The following is an 18,418-nucleotide window of genomic DNA, read 5'->3' as shown; positions in this document are numbered from 1 at the left end:
CCGTGCTGCGGGTCGTGATGCAAAAGGCATTTTCATTGAAACCGGAGTCGTCGAGTTTCTCCTGAAAGGTGCCGTCTGTTTCACTGTTCTGTCTATTTGCCAGGAGGGTGTGATGTCGCGCAGCTTGAGGCGGACCTTCGCGGTCGTGTGATTTTGGTTATTGAAGAGGGCCTCTCGACGCGAGAGGCGGCGCTGCGTTTTCCGATCGAGATCGCCACGACGGCATACTGGTGTCGCCGCTACCGCGGGCAACAAGGTCGCTCCCAGGCAGAACCAACCCGTCGCGCTCGAAGCTCGATCCGCATAAGGACCTCACGCCACGCTTCGAGGAAACGCCGGAGATGATGTCCCGGGGAGTGGTGCAATCTCAACCACCAACTTCGCTGTCTGCGAAGTCTGCTTTCAGGCAGTGGGAAAGGCCCCTGAACGGCCGGCACGGGGCGCGTTACCGCACGGCAGCTTGGGGGCCGGCAGCAGACAGTCCGGTTTCGAGCCTCTGATGTGGGATAGCTGCCGGCAAAAAAGCGCGGCGATCCCAGACACTGCTTCCGCCCCCACAGACAGCAAAAGCTGCCATTCCGCTCCCCCACCCCATTCTCGCCGAACCATGCATGGTTAAACGATCAGACAGCAACCCATCTCATTCGGCACCTGTACCGTAGTAGCAATTACGTACCGCAGAATGTCTGCAGTACGCGCTCTTCGTCTGCTGGTGGCTGCGCGTATTCCTCCATCTCGGGCTGCTCGTCGAACGGACGCGCCAGGACAGCGAGCAAGCTCTGGAAAGGGCCAAAGTCGCATTCATCGGTGGTGGCGGCGATGGCAGCTTCGACACGGTGATTGCGTGCTATGTACTTCGGGTTCACCGTGCGCATCCGAGCTGTCCGGTCGGCTGCATTCTCCGGTTCGCGAGCCAGCCGTTCACGCCAGCGCGAAGCCCAGCTATCGAAAGCAGTTGGGTCGATGAAGTGGTTGCGTACTCGGCCGGAGCCGTCGACCTCATGAGCGAGATCGCGAAATGTAAGGGTGAAATCCGCCCCGTTGCGTGCCATCAGGTCAAGCAGTTCGGCGGCAAGATCAAGGTCGCCCGGCTGTTTGGTAAACAGCCCGATCTTGTGGCGGATGCCTTCATGAAACGCAGCCTCGTAGCGTGCCTGGAACAATCCGATCGCCGCTTTCGCCTGCACAAAACCTTCATCGTCTCCGCCTGCTTCGCTTCCCAGAATGGGCAGCAGCGCTTCGGCCAGTCGCGCCAGGTTCCAGACGGTGATACGGGGCTGGTTTGCAAACGCGTAGCGACCTTGATGGTCGATGGAACTGAACACAGTCGCCGGATGATAGGCGTCCATGAACGCACATGGACCATAATCGATCGTCTCGCCAGAAATTGCGACGTTGTCGGTATTGAGGACGCCATGGATAAAGCCGACCAGCATCCATTGTGCCACCAGCTTCGCCTGCGCTGCTACAACGGCGTTGAGGAACCCAAGGTAGCGACGGGGGACTTCGGCGAGATGCGGATAGTGCCGCGCAATTGCGTAGTCCGCCAACGCCCGCAGGCCGTCGATGTCTTCCCGTACGGCAAGGTACTGGAACGTGCCGACGCGGATGTGGCTGGCCGCAACGCGCGCTATCAGCGCTCCGGGAAGCCTGGTCTCGCGGTAGACGTGCTCGCCAGTGGCAACCAGCGATAGCGTTCGGGTGGTTGGGATCCCGAGTGCGTGCATCGCCTCGCTGACGATGTACTCGCGCATCATCGGTCCGAGCGCTGCGCGCCCATCGCCATTGCGGGAAAACCGGGTCGGACCGGAGCCCTTCAATTGAACGTCGCGCAATTGGCCGCTGGTATCGAGCAACTCTCCGACGAGGACGGCACGACCGTCGCCAAGCTGCGGCACGAAGTTGCCGAACTGGTGACCCGCATAGGCCTGGGCGATGGGGCGCACATCAGCGGGGAAGCGGTTTCCGGCCAGCATTTCGATACCGTCAGGACTACGCAACCAGCCGATGTCGAGGCCTAGTTCCGTCGCCAGTGTTTCATTCAGTTCCAGCAGACGCGGTCTCGAAACCGAGGATGGATACGGACGGGCGTAAAGCCGTTCGGGGAGGTCGGCGGCATAAGTGTGTTGGAACCGGGGACTGCGCATGACATCTCGGGGCTTGTTCAGGTTACCAGCTAAATAGGGATGCCGCGGGTCGCGGGCCAACAATTTGAGAGGGGCTGTTGGGTCGCAACCCAATCGCAGTTTCTGATATTGGACGTCCAGCCAGGAAGCTGCTGTCAGTTGTCGCCGTATCGCCATTCCATATCTAGAAGGAAGCGAGCGGCCGAGGGTCTGATGCGTACGCGTACTCTTGACGTGTTCCTCGTTCTGGGTCTCCAAGCGCAGACCAACGACTCCGAAGTCAGCATTCTCGCCAGTGCCAGCGAGGACTGATAGTTCTGGGCTCTATGAACATTCTCGGTGTGATCTCAGATACTCACGGCCTTCTGCGTGAGGACGCTGTTGCGCTTTTCCAAGGCGTCGACCACATCGTCCATGCGGGCGACATTGGAAACCCCACCGTCATCGAGAGATTGGAACGTGTTGCGCCAGTCTCGGCAATTCGCGGCAATGTCGATGTCGAGCCGTGGGCGTCTATGTTTCCAGATACCCTTCAAGTGACGCTGTTCGGGCAGAAGATATTCGTGATCCACGACCGAAAGGATATGACGTTTGCTCCAGCCATGATGGGCATCAATCTCGTGATTTCTGGTCATTCTCATCGTGCCAGTATCGAGAGCCGCGATGACGTTATTTATCTCAACCCGGGCAGTGCAGGCCCGCGCAGGTTCAGGCTGCCCATCACCTTGGCAATGGTCCAGATCATCCACGGGCGATTGGTGCCCAAGATTACGAGATTGCCTCAGATCTTCACTGAAGCCGTCAGCATGTCTGACAAGGGCCGAGAACGGACCGTCAGCTTCTGGCGTCCGAAGAACGATTAGCGGACGTTGGAGAGAACTGGCCGTTCTGATCAAACTTCCGACGAGCAGAAATGTCTCCTGAGCGTCGGCTCACGCGCTCAGCCTCAGTTCTCGCGGGCCGTGGCTATGGCCGCTTGCAGTGCCTGCCTGTCCATCGCGCCGTGGTAGATCCGGGTCTCGATGATGAAGGCGGGAGCGCCGCCGAAGCCGAAAGCGTTGGCCTGGACCATGTTGCGGGCGAGGATTCCGTCGATCCGGACCATATCCTCCTTGAAGGCGGCGAAGAGGTCGGATGGATCGAGCCCGGCCTCGGCGAGGACGGCCTCCACCTCCTCCTTGCGCAGACGCGCCGGTGTCACCATCAGGCGCCGAGCGCCTTTTCGTAGCGATCGCCAGACGCAAGCACCTGGCTCGACGCATGAACGGATGGATGAATCGGATTGGGCAACTTGTAAGCAGACAGAAAAGCGGAATTAGGTAGCAACTGCCCGTTTGGTGGCAGTTGCTACCTAATTCCGAATATTCCACTACCGTGACATCGCCCTCCGGATTGCCGAGCACTGGTATTTCGCGATCGAACAAGACCTCCTCGACGGTCGGGAAGGACTGCCCAAATGCGGGTGTAGCCAAGGCCATGGCCGCCGATCCGTTGCGAGCTCGCGGCTACAATCCCATCACAATGACCAATTGGATGGCCTGGACGCTTTCGACATGCTCGGCGGCTGGAAAGGCACTGATGCGCGGCAGCGAAATACAAGATAGCAGAGGTCTCTCCGATGGAAGCTACCGAAACCGCTCAGGACGGTAGCCGAATTGCCATCTGCCACCGCTCCGAAAGCCGAAAGAAGCCACCTCCCAAGGGTTCGGCTTAGGGCATCATGACTATCCGTCTCATTTTCATGACAGAGAGTCCCAATGTCGCACCAAGGCAGTGACAGCAACCATCTGCCATGCAAAATAAGTTATCAACAAATAGAAAATTGCGTGATTGCTGCCGTATTCCTCGTATTTTCTGGAATTATTGAGTTATTTTCAGCCAATATTTTGCTGCATTACTTTGCTTGTATTAGTATAATTACTGCTTTCAACGGCAGTTACATCACAAAATTGCATGAAACGATGCGCGCAACACACTGAGAAAAGGGGAACATAGTGGATCACCCTGCTATTGATAGATCTTTGAAGGTAGCGTTTCTTGCGGCGACGTTGCTGTGCGCCATCTCCGGTGGCGCACTAGCGTCGGATTCAGTGATGTCGGCGGTCAATGCCGCCTCGTCGTCCGACGTCCTGGCGACTATGCCCTGTGTGGAACGATGCTGGCCGAGAGCCCGGCATGCCCGTCGTTTGGACACATCCGATTCCTTTATAACGGGATCCATACAAGCCCCGCCCGCCGAAGCCCGGCGTTCTCAGCTTCCAATTCCCTCAGGCGCTTCACCTGATCGCCCTTCAACTCGCCAGCGATAATACGTAATTTCCGCCACCCCTATTGAACGGATCGCGGAGCTTCAAAGCTGCCAGACTCGCGCAAATTTCGGAGCGTTTCATGCCCCATTCACTTCATCTTACCAAGATCACCGATTTGAACGACCGCCATGATATCTACGGCCCCATTCACAAGGGCCTTCGGAAAGCCCAATGTGATCTTCTCGCCCGGCTCGGCAATGTTGATTTCGGCGATGCCCGCGCGACGGCGGACCTGCTGTCGGATATGCGCGCGCTTCTGGTGCTCGCCGCCGCCCATCTCGAGCATGAGGACCGTCATATTCATGACGCGCTGCGGACGCGCGGCGCTGCCTCTGTCGATCGTCTCGACCATCAGCATGACGACCATCGCGCCACCTTTGCCGAGCTCGAGACGCTTTTGGCGAGCATCGAGGCGGCCAGCGCAGAAGAGCGCCCTGGCCTCGGACGCCGCCTCTACCTCGCCTTCGGCACCTATGTCGCGCACGACCTCGAGCACATGCACGAGGAAGAAACCGTCGCCGCGCCGCAACTGTGGTCGCTGTTCTCCGACGCGGAGATGATGGCGATCGAAAACCGCATTGTCGGCTCGCTTCCTCCGGAAAAAGCCATGGCCTTCATGCGACTGATGATCCCGGCCATCAACCCGGCGGAGCGTGCCGCACTGCTTGGCGGCATGAAGCAGCAGGCGCCACGCGAGGCCTTCGATGCGGTAATCGAATTTGCCGCGCGGCCGAACCTGTCGGCGGCGGAATTTGCCGACCTTGCGCGCCGGCTTGACCTCGTGGCCTAAGCCAGCAAGGCATATCGGTCCGCAACGGGATCCACGATGCCGGCACTGGTTCCAGCCCGGCATCGCGTTCGCCGAATGACCTATTTTGGCGCAACCTCGACCTCTAGCTTGCCGTGGCTGACGTCTGCTTTTGGGCAAAGTTGAGTTCAGCACCGAGCTGCCCGGTTCGCGCCATTTCCGGCCATTCGGGGCGCATCCCGACAGCGGACGTTCGCAGCTACGCGTTTGGAGCATAATGGCTGGCGGATCCAACTGAACTTGAGGACTTTAACTTGCCTTCTGGATGCGCAGCTTGGTTGCCGACGGCGCCGCAACCACTGTGAAATTAAAGCTCGCACGGCTATTTCTTGCCGCGTCGTGCGAGGATATTCGCGACGACGAGAAGGATGATCGACAAGCCCATTGACCTGCCACTGAGCTTTCATCCGGCTGCGATTAGTGCCTCAGCGGTTTTGATCCGATACCATTCCTTGGACCGCCGGAAGGTGGAGTTTCCCGGCTGTTTCACGATGGCGGGCTGGTGGCGCCATCGGGATTGATCAACGAGATCGGGACCTTGTGTCCGATTGCGCCATGTGGGCGCACCTCGTTGTAGTATCTGCGCCAATCCTCCAACTTTTTGGCCGCGTCGGCAAGCGTCAGGAACCAGTGGGCATTCAGGCACTCCGCCCTGAAGCGGCCGTTGAAAGCTTCGATGTAAGCGTTGTCGGTTGGCTTTCCCGGCCGCGAGAAGTCGAACGTGACGCCCTTGCTGTAGGCCCACAGATCGAGGTCGCGGGACACGAACTCCGTGCCCTGATCGACCCTGATCGTCTTCGGATAGCCGATCCGCGGACAGACTTGTTCCAGCGTCCTGACCACGTCCTCTGCTCGGTAACTGAAGCGCGGGTCGAGCACCGGCACGTAGCGCGAGAACGTCTCGACGACCGTCAGGACGCGGATCTTCTTGCCGGTCGCGAGTTGGTCGTGAACGAAGTCCATCGCCCACACGTCGTTGGGCTCGACGGCCGGCTGGCGGTCATCTCGTAGCTTCGCCTTCACCCGCCTTTTCGGTGTCTTGTTCCGCAGTTGAAGCCCTAAGTCCCTGTAAATCCGATAGGTCCGCTTCATGTTGATGTCCCAGCCCTCGCGCGTGAGCATCACGTGCACGCGCCGGTAGCCATACCGAACCCGCGTTGCACAGATGTCTTTGATCCGCGCTTCGATGCCGGCCTGATCGCGGCGACGGGACTTGTCGTGATAGGACGAGGTGTCGAACTCCAGAACCCGGCAGGCTCGCCGGATCGACACGTTCCACTCAGTACAGGTATCCGCCACCAGTTCGCGTTTGCGACCAGGCCTCACAGTTTTCGGCGGATCACGTCCTGCAGCATCTCCTTGTCCAGCGACAGGTCGGCGACCAGCTTCCTGAGCTTGCCGTTCTCATCCTCAAGCTGCTTCAGTCGCTTCATCTCCGTCGGCAGCAGCCCGTCATACTTCTTTTTCCAGTTGAAGTAGGTCGCCTGGCTGATCCCCGCGCGGCGGCAGATCTCCGCCACCGGAATGCCGTCCGCTCCCTGCTTCAGAATGAACGCCTTCTGGGCGTCCGAAAACTTCGAGGCCTTCATCGCTCTCCGCTCCTCTCCCAACCGGGAAATTACAGCGGAAAACTCCAATTCTGAACGGTCCAGTTTTCGGGGATCAGATCAAAATTCTCAGTGGCAGGTCAACCCGTCGAAGCTGCAGACGGATATCGACTGTCAGTAGTCCGATCCCGAACCCCGCCGACTAAAACTTCGCCAAAATCTAGCTGCCCATGACCGGCGAATGCGACAAGGGCACGAAAATCGCGTCCCTGGCACGGGCGTTCCCGACATAATCCTTCACAACCGTATACTCTCAACTGATTCTGGCTGTTGGTTGGAAGGAACAACGTTGCTCGACATTACGCAGGACTTCACGGAGTGGCCCGAAGACCTTGCTCCACAGGGGTTTGGCACATGTGATCGGGAGAGATTTCCGCAATGGTGGGCGCGGAATCAAACTCGGTTGGCGCACCTCCATCCCCAAATCGCAGAGCAATGGGTGTACCGTCACTGGAAGCATTCGCCTTACGCCTGGCTGTCACTAGACTCGCTTAGCTGGAGGCAAGAGCGGTGGGATACCAATCGCATCCTGTCTCAGGTCTTTGTCCGAGACTCGCACCTAGACCCCCACCACGACTTCAAGGTGTTCAATAAGTTTGCGGCAAAGTCTCCTCCGGTATCCGTCATGAACCAGACAGGGACATGGGACTACCCCATCCTCACCTTGGAGACCCCCCAGGGCATCCGCGCACATCGCGCGGCCCTGCCCGAGAAGCGCTTTCTCCTCATCGAAGGACATAGCAGATACCGCTATTTGAACGCGCTGGCAGCTAGGGGACAAACTGGGGCCAGCCATGAATTGTTCATCATGTCGACCCCTCGCGCGGAACACGGGGAGGATGATCACACAGGGACGTGAGGGCAAGTTGCGGGGTTGACCTGCTTCCACCCCGGCTCCAACGAGTGGGCGCCGTTGGGGGGCAACACCCGCTACGGTGAAAAATGATATTGCGCCCGGGGAGCACCTTGAGGCGGGTCGGGAAGAACTCCCTGCGCCGTCGAGCCTGCGTTGAAACGCAAAAAAGGGCCCACCGCCTCGGGTTAGACGAGACGACGGGCGCTTTGGCATCCACGTTCGCTGGCCGAGGGGCGCTGGAGCCATAAGCAAAACACAGCGCCGCCGCTGATGTTACCTAGGCAGATACAGAAACCCCGCCGCTTTGCCTTATGGCTACTGTGCCGCGGTTTGCGCGGCTTCCGGCGTGGCGACGGCTATCGCGATCAGGCGCCATTGCCCGCCTACGACCTGGAATACGAGATCGAATTTGATCTGCTGTGGCTTAGTCGGAAAATAGCCAACCAGGCGTAGCAATCCGTTTTGATCGAGTGCGGGCGTCTCGGTGAATTGCGGCGCCAGAAGTGCCGCGCCGTAGAGATCAAAATTGCGACGGCGCAGGTCGGAGAAATTCTCGCCAAGATCGGCGGCTGAGTTCTGCGCCTGGAAGTCAGGCGCAGCAAGATCATGCAAGACTGTGTAGTTGCCTGACCGGTTGGCGTCATTGAGCGTGAGCAGAGTTGAACGGATCAGATAGAGCGCCTGCTCCAACGAGATCGGTAAAGGCGGCTCCAAGCGTGAAGCCTTTGGCGTCGGTGTCGGGACAGTCGTTGGCATCTTCTGCTGAGATCTGGCGCTGTCAGGCATACAAAGCTGCAGCAACATGAGAGCAATGAGAACGCGAGTAATCCGCCGCACGAAGCTCCTCTCGATCGTCTTCACCAACCTATCCGGACCCCAACACGTCCGCCCACTCCGCCGCCATTCGTGCCATATGCAACGCCTCCGTTGGCTTGCACATGATCGCCAAGGCGGAGCGCCCCGCTTAATGCCAAGGCGTTGGTGCCCTGAAACGCTCCCCAATTGAGCGACATAGCGAAGCGTTCTTCCGGCATGACCCACGGCGTGCCCGACATCGCAAAGGCCATAGAGACGCCATTGAGGGCCTTGCTGCTCTTGCCATCGAGATCACTGAGGCGGTTGTTGATGCCGGCGATCTGTCCATTGATGCCCGCGATGTCCGCAGTGCCGGCAATGCCAAGGTCGCCGAGCGTACTGGAGCCGAGATTGCCGCCGCTGTCGGTGGTGACGACTTGCAGCGGTCCGGACTGGGCTGCGCGGCTCGCTGCCGAGGTGACCCCCGCCATGGTGTAGGTATTCGTAGCGGTACCGAAGGCTTGCTGGTTCGCACGCGTCGCTGTGGCACCGGTGCCGATGGCGGTAGAGTTTGCGTAGGTCGCCGAGGCGCCACTTCCGAATGCGGAAGAATAGGCGCCGGTGGCATTCGAACCGCCACCCACGGCGGTGTTGGCAACGCCGTTCCCGCTCGCGTTGGCGCTGACCCCGAAAGCAACGTTCGCGCTGCCGTTGCCTTGAGCTCTGGCGCCAGCTCCGGTCGCCGTGTTCCCAGCGTTGGTACCGCTCGCATTGGATAGAAAACCGGTCGCGGCGTTGTAGCTGCTGGCGCCGCTAGCGTTGGCTCCGTCACCTGTCGCGACGTTTCTGCTTCCGGAACCGCTGGCGTTGGCGTTCAGGCCAGTCGCGACGTTCGAACTGATATCACCGCTCGCATTCGCCCGAGTCCCGGACGCGTTGTTGTTGCTCTTGTTGCCACTGGCATTGGCGCCGTTCCCGGACGCGAGATTCGAGCTGTTTGCGCCGACAGCATTGGCGCGGTTCCCGGACGCGATGTTGTTGCTGTTGTCGCCGCCGGCATTAGCTTCGAACCCCGTCGCGATGTTCTTGCTGCCGTTGCCGCTGGCAATAGCTCCAGCACCGGCCGCAGTGTTCGTGCTTCCATTGCCGCTGGCATTGGTATTGTTTCCATAGGCAGAGTTGCTGGAATTGTCGCCGGAGGCGTTGGCAAGGCCAGTGGCGGTGTTCCCGCTACGGTCGCCGCTGGCGTTGGCTCCCGTCCCGGTCGCGGTGTTGTTGCTGCCGGACGCGCCGGTGGCGTTAGCACCGGGGCCGCAGGCGAAATTGGCGCCTGATCCGGTGGCTGTCGCGCCTTGGGCGGACGCGGCGCCATCGCTGCATACGAACTGCGCCTGTGCTGGTGTGGCCATAGACATAGCGGCGATTGTGGTAACGAGTGCCGTCACTGCAAGGGCAGTTGCTCGTGTCGATTTGTCATCTTTCAAAGTCATGCACTTCCCCCGCCCAAGCAACAAAGCCTGCCCACTCGCGCAAGCGGACCATCGATCAGCACGTCGGTGCTGAGACAACGCGACCGTAATAGTGGAGCCCCGCCATGTTGTGGCGTCCGGTCGCAAGCCGCAGAGCTCGGCCCTCTGTGGCGCGTTAACGAGTCTGCGAGGCCCTCCAGAATGTCTGATCCACACGAATGTCGTTGCCGCGGAATTCCTTGCACAGCCAAACGGCACTGTCGCCGCATGTAACTACAGATTGGGACGCTCAGTCATGAAGATTGGACGGCCAGTCATGTGCCGCGGAGGCCTGCCATCGCAAACTGGCGGAGCCTTTTCCCCATTGGCCAAACTGCACCCTGAGTCGGACTGATTTGGGCGAAACAGGACTTGTCGGAGCGAATTGTGAGGGACTTGGATAATTCGCGTTGCCTTCGAATACAGAGCGCGCGACGTTGTTGTCGCAACTGCACTGGATCGACGACTCGGCCGGCGGTTTCGCAAAGCATGTCGCCGCCGGTCTGATCAAACATGGCGCACGCGACCGTGGCATTTCGACCTCTTGCGGCCGGAGGTGACGAAGGTGGCCGTTGTGGGAGTGGAGATGTCGGAAGCCGAGAGCAGTCCCAAGACATGCGCGTCGCTGGCCATTGTGTGGCCACACCCGCCGGGAGCGGCATGTTTCGCCGTCTGGAAGGCCGCGATCTCCAGGCTTGTCGATAGCGCAATACCGGACGATGCGGACATAGCCTTGTTCGACTTCCATGGCTGCACCTGGCAGCTTCCGGAGACCTTTGTGCAGATCAATGGCGGGTCGGCCATTACGATGTCTCGCTCACAGAAAGTCATTGACGACCGGCCTATCTCCCAGATGTCGATCTACATGCTAACGGGCGGGAGCGTGGTGACGGATTATGACGGGCTCAAGCACACCCAGCTTCCGGGCGATGTCGTCGTAGTCGACTATTCCTTGCCCTATGAGGCCTTAACGCCCGGCTACGAAGGAATTACGCTTACCTTCGACAGGGCGCGCGCGCCTTTGGGCCTGCAAGGCGATGTCCACGGCACTAAGTTGAGCGCAAGTAGCGCCGCCGGAAAGGTTATCGGGGCCCAGATGAGAACGCTCATTGAGCATATCGATGAGCTAAGCGTCGATCAGGCCCAGTCCGCCGCCGACGGCATATTGCAGTTTGCTGCGACCGCCTTTCCTGCCGCCGCTTCGAAACGAACGCGAGACGACCTCAACGTGTTGCACCGCGCGCATAGGCTGGCCAGGAAGCGCATGTCCGATCCAGACTTTGGACCCGAGGAACTGGCGTCTGAACTGGGGATGTCGCGCTCGAAGCTTTTCCGTTCGTTTGAAATTCATGGTGGCGTACAGCGTTGGCTGCTTGGCGAAAGACTTACGGCCAGCCTGCAGGCGATTGTACGTGGCGCAGGCAAGATGAAGATCTCAGCCATCGCTCACCAGCATGGGTTTCGCAGCGAAGCCCATTTCAGCCGGGCTTTCCGGAAGCGATATGACATGAGCCCGAGCGACGCCTTGGCATTGACCCAGCGCTCGCAAGGCAGCGCATTGTTCCTAAGCTGGGCGGAAAACGATGCGGGGACTGAAAGCTCGACGGTCGAAGCCTGGCTCGCGTCGGCTCAGGCAAGGGAAGCCAAAGAGGTAAGGTGAACGCGCCGATACATCCGCATTAGCCCGGACATCAGTTCATAACTGACGCATCGCGACCTCGATGGTTGTCGCCGGCCATGTCTGCTTTTGGGCATTGGCAAGCCTGAGCTTGGCGCATTGCAGTTAGACAGCAAAGGGGCCGTGAACAGACCGTCGGCTTTTGGGTTTCGCTTTGCCGATAGCTGCCGTTCCGACCTCGTTATCGTCGTTACTGAGTCGACTGACGTCGCTCTAAAGCGGACCTCGCGAAGCCAATAGTTTGGTGGCTACTGCCGAAGGAACTTCTCCACCAATGTCGCGACTTCGGTCGTTTCCAGGATGTTGTAATGCGTCCTGCCCGGCAGGATTGCGAGCTGGGCTTTTGGCTGCAAGGAGCCATCGTAGCTGGCGTCGCGGGCGAAGCCACCAAAGGCGCGATACATGGCTACAACATGTTCGCCTGTCATGCTATCTGCGTCGGCGAAGACAAGCAGAATCGGCGCTTTGACGGACGCGGCTTCCTCTGTCCAATCCCAAGCCTCCGACGCTAGTTCACCCATCCTGCGGAAGGCCGTTTCCCAGTTGATGTCCGGATACATTTCGGCCATGGGCGACGCTGCGACGCCCGCACCGATCTCGGCGGCATTGCTGACCATTTCGGGAAAGGCCGCGACGATCTCCGGGTATTGACCTGCCAAGGCCAGCGCGCCGGATACGGGGATCAACTTGCGCACCTTGTGCCCCGGGCGTGAAATGATTTCCCACGACGGATTGGGCCGAATGCGGCCGGCCTGCTTTCGGAACGCAAGCAATGACAAGCAGTCGTTCCACTGACGACGCGTTGCGGACTATTAAACAGCGGCGCAAGAAGGTCCGGTACAAGTGGAATCGTGACGTTCGAGCCTTCATTCCCAGTCATCCGTTCCTGACGTATCGCGACTTCTTCGGTCGGGACAGGCGATGAGATCAGGCAATATTTGCCTGCCCATGCGACCTGCCCCGACACCCGGAGACGCTCGGCTGCGGTCTACTGCACCTGACTGGCGACGCTGGCTTGCGCGTCTACGGTTAATGGCCATTGTCGGGTCATCCCTTGGGCAGGTAGGGGAGCGTACCAGCGAGATCGGTGTCATCGATCAACTGGAAGCGGCTTTCGCTGCCTTTCTGGCGTGCCGCAATGAAAGGTGCGTAGCCGGGGTCGTTGACGAAGGCCATCGCATGGTGCGCCGTCGGGAATTGCAAGATGGCAATGAGCGAAGTCTCGAGAGGCTGGCCCTCGAGGGTCGTCACATTGCCGCTGCGCGACAGATACTTGCCGCCGTGCTTGTGCACGAACTCATGAACCGAAGCCGCGTACTCCGGAATCCAGCCATCGTTCGTCACTTTGATGTCTGCGATCAAATAGGCTGACATTGTCTTTGTCCCTGTTTGGTTTGACCGACACGGGGTGTTCCGTGACCGTCTCCATACCTCACAGGAAAGCGCGCCAGACCTCCAGTCCGTGAACTGGAGCGGACGATACAGATTCTGGACTGGCCGAAGGGGGGCTTTAGGCATAGCGTCCACTATCAACCAGTTCGAGGATACCCAAATGACCCAGGCTGGATACCAACAGTTTTGCCCGCTCGCCATGGCCGCCGAAATTCTGTGTTCGCGGTGGACAATGGTGCTGTTGCGCGAACTCGTCGCTGGTACAACACGCTTCAATGATTTGCGGCGCGGTGTTCCGAAAATGTCGCCGACCCTTCTGTCGCAACGATTGAAGGAGTTGGAAGCGGCCGGGATCATCGAACGCCGGGCGCTGAAATCGGAGTCTGGCGTCTTCGAATACCACTTGACCGAGTCCGGGAAGGATCTTCGCCAAGTCATCGAAGCAATGGGCTTTTGGGGGCAGAGATGGGTCGAGGCCAGGCAATCGCTCAAGAACCTCGATCCGTCGCTGCTGATGTGGGATATGCGGCGCAATTTGAATCCCCTGCCGCTGCCCAACAGGCGCACGGTGATACAGTTTTTGTATCCGGAGCTACCGCTATCCAAACGGTTCTGGTGGCTGGTCGTCGAACCGCATGGTGAGGTCGATCTGTGCTGGTCCGATCCGGGTTTCGATGTCGATCTCTATGTGTCGAGTGACCTGCGCACGATGACCTCAATCTGGATGGGACTGACCACGGTCGCCAAGGAAAGCGGGAAAGTTGTCCTGACTGGAGACCGTGGGCTGGCCGCTTCCATTCAGACTTGGCTTGGGCTCAGCCCGTTTGCGGTCGAGCCGAAACGAGTCGCCGCATAAGCGCAATCGCCTAGAGCGATCTGTGCGGAAAGTAATCAAGGTTGATGCCGTCGGCGGAGTTAGGACGAATCGACTTGAGCCGGCCATCCAGCTAGCTCCCACCTTCATTTGGCAGCCCGATGGGACGGCGGTCGGTCGTTGAAGAGGCCTTTCATCGCCGCCGACAAGGCATTGATCCCGCTGGCCCGCAGCATCTGATTGATGAAGACACCGAACACCACGGCGAGACCACGGATCTGGTTCTCCAGCATAACGGGCTGCCCAAAAACGCAGAACCTCGATTGAACCGACCTTAAGGCATCGCTGTTCAACGAAACGCGTGATAGGAAGGCAAATAACTCCCGGCTGAAAGGTCTTCCGGTGATGGCTATCGATAATCGCTCCCCGCGCCTTGCTGTACTGATTGATGCAGACAACGCGTCCGCGAAGATCGTCGACGGGCTTTTCGATGAGATCGCGAAGATTGGTGAGGCCAGCGTCCGGCGCATTTATGGCGATTTCGCCAGCTCGAGATCGAAAGCGTGGATCGATGTCCTGGCACGGCACGCAATCATCCCGCAGCAACAGTTCGCCTATACGACTGGCAAGAACGCGTCTGACATCACGCTGGTTATCGATGCGATGGATTTATTGCACAGTGGTCGTTTCGACGGCTTCTGTCTGGTCTCGTCCGACAGCGATTTTACGCGGCTGGCTGCTCGTATCCGTGAGCAGGGCGTCGATGTCTTCGGGTTCGGAGAACAGAAGACACCAGAGAGCTTTCGTCAGGCTTGTCGACGCTTCACTTACACCGAAAACTTGCTCCCCGATGCGCCGGCCAATACGGAGGCCGCGGGAAGCAAATCCAAACCCCTTCAGCCGCCGAGTGCGGCCGCGCCGATCATCCGCCGCGTTCTCGCTCAGATGGAGACAGAAGATGGGTGGGCACCGCTTGGAGCGGTAGGGACGCAGTTGGCGAACCTATCCTCCGACTTCGATCCCCGCAATTTTGGCTTCCGCAAGCTAAGCGACCTCGTCCGCAAGACCAATGCCTTTGAGATCGAACATCCGGAAGGGCGGGCCATACGCATTCGCGAAAAGCCGGCATCGGCGAAATCCTCACCCAAGCGGAAGTCGTGACTGGCTTCGCCATTGAACGATTGGTGGCTACATGCTGCCTATTGGAGTTTTTGGGGTCGTAACCGGGCGGGCCGCTTTCGAAACACATTTGGCTGAAGCGGACTCGGCAAACGACCCGTTTCTGTCATCCATGGCGGCTGCAATGCCCATTGCAGCCATCCGGGGCTTGCTCGCGCAACGCATGATGTACCGGCAGGCGGCGCGAACGGCCAAGTTCCACCCCTTCCAGCCGCTCCCACCATGCTTCAAGATCGACTGCTGTTTGCCCGTGCGCCGGTATCGGTTGGTTTGGTCGGACACTATTTGTCCTCGTTGGCGAGCCAAGCGCGGCAAAGCAAGATTGACAAAAAGGCATGAAGCGCGACCGCAGGCCAAAGAAGGAAGCCGGCCAGCCCAACGAAGATGCCGACATAGCAAAGATACAGGGCCACGACGATGCCATAGGTCAGCATGCCAGGCAGCGGCGGCCCTGGCCAGCACGCGACCGCCAATCCAATCAGGGCGATCCCGGCGACACGCGCGACCGGTATCGCGATGACGACGAGTTCCTGACCCAGCAAACGTTGACCCACGATCGACGGGACAACGAGCAACGCCAAGCCGGTGGCGGCTTCGGCTGCGGCGGCCCAAATAAGTGACTTGCTCATGTGACCGATAGGCCCGTTCAGCCCGGCCGCGCAACCTACCCGATGAAGGCGCAGGGGCCGGATCACTGCAATCTGAAAATGAGTTCGTCGATCTTGCCGGTGAACTTGAACGGAACATCGTAACGATACTCCACCAACGTCAGGGGCGTGCGGGCATCCAAGCCGACGTCGAAGGTCTCATTCTCTGCCCGCCCCAACGACCCGAGGCGGGCATAAACGGTCACAAGGAAGGCAGGCTGAGGCGAGGCTAGTCGCCTGGATGCGCCGCCTGTGCCTTCTTGACCAGTTCATCAACCTGCGCCTTGAGGGCAGAAAGGTTGAACGACGCCGGGTCCTGCATCGGCGGAAAGTCGACAGCCGTCAGGGCCAGTGTCTTGGCGACCTGCTGCACGGCGACGAAGCGCCAGGCTTCGCGGGCAAAGAAGTCGTTGCCATAGCCCCAAGCGCCGGTCGCACTCGTTTCGCCCAACAGCATCGGCGCGCGCTCGAACGGGTCCTGGCGGATGTTCACCAATATCGGCATGTCCGTGGTCGTCTTTGGACCGGGCCAGCCACCGGGTTGCTGGAAGAAGGTGAATTTCATGTCATCAACACGGATGGCCCCCAATTGCGGGCCGCCAAAATAGAAAAGTTCATGACGCGCGGACGGTCCCGTGCCGGTAAGCAGCGCGGTCTGATCGTAGCCGTCGAGATGGTTCTTGTAGGTCGTGCCGCCGAGATCAACGCCCTTCAGCAACTGATCCGTTATGTTGGGATTTCCGGCGGCGTGCAGGAACGTCGGGTACCAGTCGAGCCCGGATATGAGGCCGTTTTCCACGGTGCCGGGCTTCACTTTGCCGGGCCAGCGGATGATTGCCGGCACGCGGAACCCGCCATCACCCACCGTACCCTTGGTGAATTTGAATGGTGTCATGCCGCCGTCCGGCCAGGTGAAGACTTCCGCCCCGTTATCGGTGGTGAAGACGACAATTGTGTTGTTGGCCTCGCCAATGTCGTCCAGATGTTTCAGCAGCGCTCCGACGCTGTCGTCCAACTGGGCCATGCCAGCCTCTTCCAGGCCATAGTTGGTCCTGCTGTTCATCATCGCCTGATACTTGGGCGCGAGGAACGTCCAGATATGCATGCGCGTCGTGTTGTGCCAGATGAAGAACGGCTTTCCGTCGGCCTTGGCCTTGTCCATAAAGTCGCTCGACGCCTTGACGAGCACATCATCGAAGGTCGTCATGTCGTATTTGGCCTTCGGCGTAATGTCATGCATGTTTGGAACATTGGTCATGTCCGGAAACGGTGCCAGCGGGCCCTCGTCCACGATTCGCTGTTTGCCGACCGCACCCCAGCGCGGCATCACCGTCGTGTCGTCCGTGTCGGTCGCCCAACTGTGCACGAGGCTGCGGGGACCTATCTTGGCACGAACGTCCGCGTCGTCGGGAAACGAATACCAGTAGGGATCCGACATCGCGTCGAGATGATAGAGGTAGCCGAAGAATTCGTCGAAGCCATGCACTGTCGGCAGGAACTTGTTCAGATCCCCCAAGTGGTTTTTGCCGAATTGCCCGGTCTCGTAACCCTGCGCCTTCAGCGCGGTGGCGATGGTTGAGGCCTGCGCCGGTATGCCAACGTCGGCCCCTGCTTGACCCACGGTCGTCATTCCGGTCCGGATCGGCAGTTCGCCGGTGATGAAATTCGCGCGACCAGCGGTGCAGCTTGCCTCGGCGTAGTAGTCGGTGAACAGCATGCCCTCCGAGGCAAGCTTATCGAGGTTCGGCGTCTTGCCGGACATGATGCCTCGGCTATACGCGCCAATGTTGAACCAGCCGACGTCGTCACCCATGATGAACAGGATGTTTGGCTTCTGCGCTTCCTGGGCCTGCGCGGGGCTGGCGCTCCACGCGGCCGCGGCGAAGACAAGACCGCCACACGCCCCTAACAATTTGGATCGGGTAGTCATTCGAATGTCCCTTCTCGCCCGTTGAGAGCTGGCATCTGGCGTCTGCAATTGACTTCGGAACAGCGATGACCGCCTGCCGGATTGGGCGGGCAGCGCCCAAAGCGTGCCAGATCGAAGGAACGACGCAAGTCGGGGAAAGCCCGCCGCCAGGGGTGAGACGAGACGACGGGCCTTGTGGCATCCAGCGTACGTAGCGGAAGAAGTGGCAGTAAACTCGCCGTGGCCGCTGATGTTCCCGTCACGGAAAAATGCCCGCCGGCTGTTTGGAAGGCGACGGGCTAGCGGCTGGCGGGAGGGATGCATGTTGGCCGCCAGCAAAACAATGCCAGTATCGATATGGCGCGGATTTGCCGAGGTTCCAGCCTGAAAAAAACGCCCGCCGCCACGGCCAAAGCAATCGCAAAACGCCTGTCACCCTTGAAGCGGACCGACCGGTGACAGGCGTTTTGACCGCAGACGTGACGCCGCCCGCAAGTAGCCACAGCGTACAAGGACCAAACTCGCCGTGGCGGCTGAAGTTCCTGTGCAGACGGTCCGACATGAAGATGGGCTTGCGTCGGGCGTCTACCGCGTCGCTCTAGAACGCCCGTTTGTGGCGTAACCGCGACCTCCAGCGTGATCGCCGGCAATGTCAGCATTCAGGCAGCAGCAATGCTGATCTCTACGGCCGACATGGGGCGCAACGCTGCCGTTCAACTTCCTGGCAGACGCAAGTCGGTTTCGGGTCATGACTTCCGATTCCGGAACGGCTTGGTCGCGCTAGATGCTG

14 protein-coding genes and 2 pseudogenes are annotated in these 18,418 nt (G+C 59.6%); 5 read left to right on the top strand and 11 right to left on the bottom strand.

Annotated elements, in window-relative coordinates:
- Positions 1 to 668: 668 nt before the first annotated feature.
- A complete protein-coding gene (locus C7I85_RS24045; RefSeq protein ID WP_106726553.1) occupies positions 669 to 2,147 on the bottom strand; it encodes a protein adenylyltransferase SelO in 1,479 nt (492 codons plus the stop codon).
- Between the two features lie 305 nt (positions 2,148 to 2,452).
- Here C7I85_RS24045 and C7I85_RS24040 point away from each other — a divergent pair, with 305 nt between their 5' ends.
- Positions 2,453 to 2,989: a metallophosphoesterase family protein gene (locus C7I85_RS24040; protein WP_106726552.1), complete on the top strand. Its 537-nt coding sequence runs from the start codon at positions 2,453 to 2,455 to the stop codon at positions 2,987 to 2,989.
- A gap of 83 nt (positions 2,990 to 3,072) precedes the next feature.
- Here the strand turns inward: C7I85_RS24040 and C7I85_RS30645 are convergent, their stop codons facing one another.
- Both C7I85_RS30645 and C7I85_RS31750 read right to left on the bottom strand, forming a co-directional pair.
- Positions 3,073 to 3,330: a DsbA family protein gene (locus C7I85_RS30645; RefSeq protein ID WP_146148938.1), complete on the bottom strand. Its 258-nt coding sequence runs from the start codon at positions 3,328 to 3,330 to the stop codon at positions 3,073 to 3,075.
- 882 nt (positions 3,331 to 4,212) lie between these two features.
- Positions 4,213 to 4,476 (bottom strand): annotated as a pseudogene (locus C7I85_RS31750) (IS3 family transposase); the annotation flags it as partial.
- Positions 4,477 to 4,514: 38 nt separating this feature from the next.
- On the opposite strand from C7I85_RS31750, the gene C7I85_RS24030 reads away from it, so the two are divergent.
- Positions 4,515 to 5,225 (top strand): hemerythrin domain-containing protein, encoded by a 711-nt coding sequence (locus tag C7I85_RS24030; RefSeq protein ID WP_106726550.1) that lies wholly within the window; start codon positions 4,515 to 4,517, stop codon positions 5,223 to 5,225.
- Positions 5,226 to 5,729: 504 nt separating this feature from the next.
- Here C7I85_RS24030 and C7I85_RS24025 read toward each other — a convergent pair.
- From C7I85_RS24025 to C7I85_RS24005, 3 genes are all read right to left on the bottom strand, one after another.
- A protein-coding gene (locus C7I85_RS24025) for an IS3 family transposase (RefSeq protein WP_106726549.1) occupies positions 5,730 to 6,832 on the bottom strand; the annotation gives its coding sequence in 2 pieces (ribosomal slippage) (positions 5,730 to 6,571 and positions 6,571 to 6,832; 1,104 coding nt in all).
- A gap of 1,189 nt (positions 6,833 to 8,021) precedes the next feature.
- Positions 8,022 to 8,567, bottom strand: coding sequence for a hypothetical protein (locus C7I85_RS24010; RefSeq protein WP_245445081.1), 546 nt, complete (start codon positions 8,565 to 8,567; stop codon positions 8,022 to 8,024).
- Complete coding sequence (locus C7I85_RS24005) at positions 8,564 to 9,991, bottom strand: YadA-like family protein (RefSeq protein ID WP_106726545.1); 1,428 nt, start codon at positions 9,989 to 9,991, stop codon at positions 8,564 to 8,566. Before C7I85_RS24005 ends, C7I85_RS24010 begins: the two co-directional genes overlap by 4 nt.
- Before the next feature lie 604 nt (positions 9,992 to 10,595).
- Here C7I85_RS24005 and C7I85_RS24000 point away from each other — a divergent pair.
- Positions 10,596 to 11,669 carry an AraC family transcriptional regulator gene (locus C7I85_RS24000; RefSeq protein ID WP_106726604.1) on the top strand — a complete coding sequence of 358 codons (1,074 nt, stop codon included), beginning with the start codon at positions 10,596 to 10,598 and terminating at the stop codon, positions 11,667 to 11,669.
- Positions 11,670 to 11,935: 266 nt separating this feature from the next.
- Here the strand turns inward: C7I85_RS24000 and C7I85_RS23995 are convergent, their stop codons facing one another.
- A complete protein-coding gene (locus tag C7I85_RS23995; RefSeq protein ID WP_146148937.1) occupies positions 11,936 to 12,382 on the bottom strand; it encodes an alpha/beta fold hydrolase in 447 nt (148 codons plus the stop codon).
- A gap of 352 nt (positions 12,383 to 12,734) precedes the next feature.
- Positions 12,735 to 13,061 carry a DUF1330 domain-containing protein gene (locus C7I85_RS23990; RefSeq protein ID WP_106726543.1) on the bottom strand — a complete coding sequence of 109 codons (327 nt, stop codon included), beginning with the start codon at positions 13,059 to 13,061 and terminating at the stop codon, positions 12,735 to 12,737.
- 178 nt (positions 13,062 to 13,239) lie between these two features.
- On the opposite strand from C7I85_RS23990, the gene C7I85_RS23985 reads away from it, so the two are divergent.
- Complete coding sequence (locus C7I85_RS23985) at positions 13,240 to 13,935, top strand: winged helix-turn-helix transcriptional regulator (RefSeq protein WP_106726542.1); 696 nt, start codon at positions 13,240 to 13,242, stop codon at positions 13,933 to 13,935.
- Positions 13,936 to 14,066: 131 nt separating this feature from the next.
- Here C7I85_RS23985 and C7I85_RS31745 read toward each other — a convergent pair.
- Positions 14,067 to 14,249: pseudogene (locus C7I85_RS31745) on the bottom strand (IS110 family transposase); the annotation flags it as partial.
- Between the two features lie 49 nt (positions 14,250 to 14,298).
- Here C7I85_RS31745 and C7I85_RS23980 point away from each other — a divergent pair.
- Positions 14,299 to 15,054, top strand: coding sequence for an NYN domain-containing protein (locus C7I85_RS23980; RefSeq protein WP_106726541.1), 756 nt, complete (start codon positions 14,299 to 14,301; stop codon positions 15,052 to 15,054).
- Positions 15,055 to 15,353: 299 nt separating this feature from the next.
- On the opposite strand, the gene C7I85_RS23975 is transcribed toward C7I85_RS23980, so the two are convergent.
- Positions 15,354 to 15,701, bottom strand: a complete 348-nt coding sequence (locus C7I85_RS23975; protein WP_106726540.1) for a hypothetical protein — start codon at positions 15,699 to 15,701, stop codon at positions 15,354 to 15,356.
- A gap of 247 nt (positions 15,702 to 15,948) precedes the next feature.
- The gene (locus C7I85_RS23970; RefSeq protein WP_106726539.1) at positions 15,949 to 17,649 is read right to left on the bottom strand and encodes an arylsulfatase; all 1,701 of its coding nucleotides are present in this window, start codon (positions 17,647 to 17,649) and stop codon (positions 15,949 to 15,951) included.
- Positions 17,650 to 18,418 lie beyond the last annotated feature (769 nt).

Source organism: Pseudaminobacter soli (ex Li et al. 2025), from assembly GCF_003012705.1.
GTDB lineage: Bacteria > Pseudomonadota > Alphaproteobacteria > Rhizobiales > Rhizobiaceae > Pseudaminobacter > Pseudaminobacter soli.
This window is presented reverse-complemented; position numbering and strand designations above follow the sequence as displayed.